The sequence below is a fragment of the Myxacorys chilensis genome (genome assembly GCF_059505265.1).
Genome location: NZ_JCACKG010000001.1, coordinates 1 through 1,650, shown reverse-complemented (window position 1 = coordinate 1,650; position 1,650 = coordinate 1). Strand labels below are relative to the sequence as shown.

Here is a 1,650-nt window from a genome sequence, read left to right as displayed (position 1 = left end):
ACGAAACGAACGCGGGCAGATCATGGGCCGCTACTCGACCAACTTCGGGAAATATCTCAAAGCCATCGGCTTGAAGGATGGACGTGGCCTGTCGCTCTACAGCTTCCGACACGGCGCAACGGACGCCCTGCGCGCCAAGTATCTCGACCATGAGTTCGGTTTCATCTTGGGCCACGACAAGGCGAGCATGACCGGCCGGTATGGGATCATGCCGCAGGGGCCGCTTGAGAAGCGCGTGGAGATCGTCAACGCGATCACCTACCCGGGCTTGTCGCTAGACCACCTGACCCCGTGAAAAGATCGAGGCGTAACGGGCCGGCAACAGCTTTGTCGCCGGCCCTGGGACGGTCAGCGCGACCGCGTGTAGACCCAGGCCATGATCCCCGCGAAGGCGACGAACGCCAGCGCAACGATAAAGACGAGGGCAACCTCGACGGATAGGCCGTCAGCGTGGAGCTCGAGCTTGCCGTTGCTCCAGATGAAGCCAAACCCGCTCAAAGGCGGCCTCCTTCGCTCGAGTCCTCGAGCAAGAGGAAGCGAGACTCTTCGCGAGTCTGCTCTTCCTCTTTGACGGCTTTCGCCGTCAGGCATACACTAGGAGCCATCCTACGGACCCTTTCGTGAGTTGGGGTTTGACCTAAGGGGCCTCGATTGCGGTTGCCGCCGCTTTCGAGGCTCCGCTCCCTTAGGGCTCGTCTTTCATCGTCTCCTTCTCGCTCTGGCCCTTTGGCTCGCGTATGTGCGGCGTGGACGAGCCGCGGGCGTTGATCTTCTCTCGGCTGCGCTTGTGCTCGCTTCTCGTCAACCGAACTCTTCGGTTGACGAGAAGCTCGAGACCGACGCGGCAGTGATTCGATGAATAGCGCGGGGGCACCCCGAGTCGGAAGGGTGTGTGGGGTCAACTCCCCTGCTGCGCGGCGAAGAGACCGCGCAGGAGGTCCAGCGCAGCAGCACCAGGGTCGCCTTGTTCACCGAGCCCGCCATGGACTCCTCCTTCTGCCTTCAACGGCATTATCACGCATGACCCCTTGGACTGAAAGGGGAACAGAGTGGGCACGCTGATGGCGTCCAATCTGACATGTGAAAACCTGTTGATGCGGTTGTGGGAATGTGACGCCGTTAGTGCTTCCCGACCCCGAGCGCCGTGAACAGGATGGCGAGCGCCACCATGCCGATCACGCATAAGATGGCATAGGTGGCCGCCGCCCCTTTGTCCTCTTGGTGAACGTAGATTGACCCCCCCGCACTTCGGGCACCGACGCCCCATGTTCTCCAGCTTCCGGCGCGTGATCCAGCCGCACTGGCTGCATTGCCCCTTGAAGCTCACCGCGTCTCTCCTCGGTTCTGGCCCTGGATAGCGCCTGCTAGTTGATTCGGCCGTCCGACTGGCCTGATGCCCAATATACCTAAGAAAACGTTAACGGACGGTTTACGTCGTAACGCCCTAGTAAGTTCTTGCCTTGGCGCTCGAGCCCCGCCCAGGATCTTGCCCAGATCGACTCCTTTCCCACCTTCTAGGCAAGAAGAAATTAAGCTATTACAGACACTTAACTGATGATCGCGGCAGGGATTCATGGTAAGTTCCAGCTTATCAACCGACTGGACCCCGACCCGTGCTCAACCCGTTCCGCCGCACCAAGCCCCAGCTCG

2 protein-coding genes are annotated in these 1,650 nt (G+C 60.5%); one reads left to right on the top strand and one right to left on the bottom strand.

What is annotated here, in order from left to right:
* Nucleotides 1–295: hypothetical protein (locus AC5JLB_RS00010; protein WP_495871805.1), on the top strand; the 295-nt coding region annotated here is incomplete at its 5' end.
* A gap of 53 nt (nucleotides 296–348) precedes the next feature.
* Here AC5JLB_RS00010 and AC5JLB_RS00005 read toward each other — a convergent pair.
* A complete protein-coding gene (locus AC5JLB_RS00005; protein ID WP_495871804.1) occupies nucleotides 349–498 on the bottom strand; it encodes a hypothetical protein in 150 nt (49 codons plus the stop codon).
* Nucleotides 499–1,650 lie beyond the last annotated feature (1,152 nt).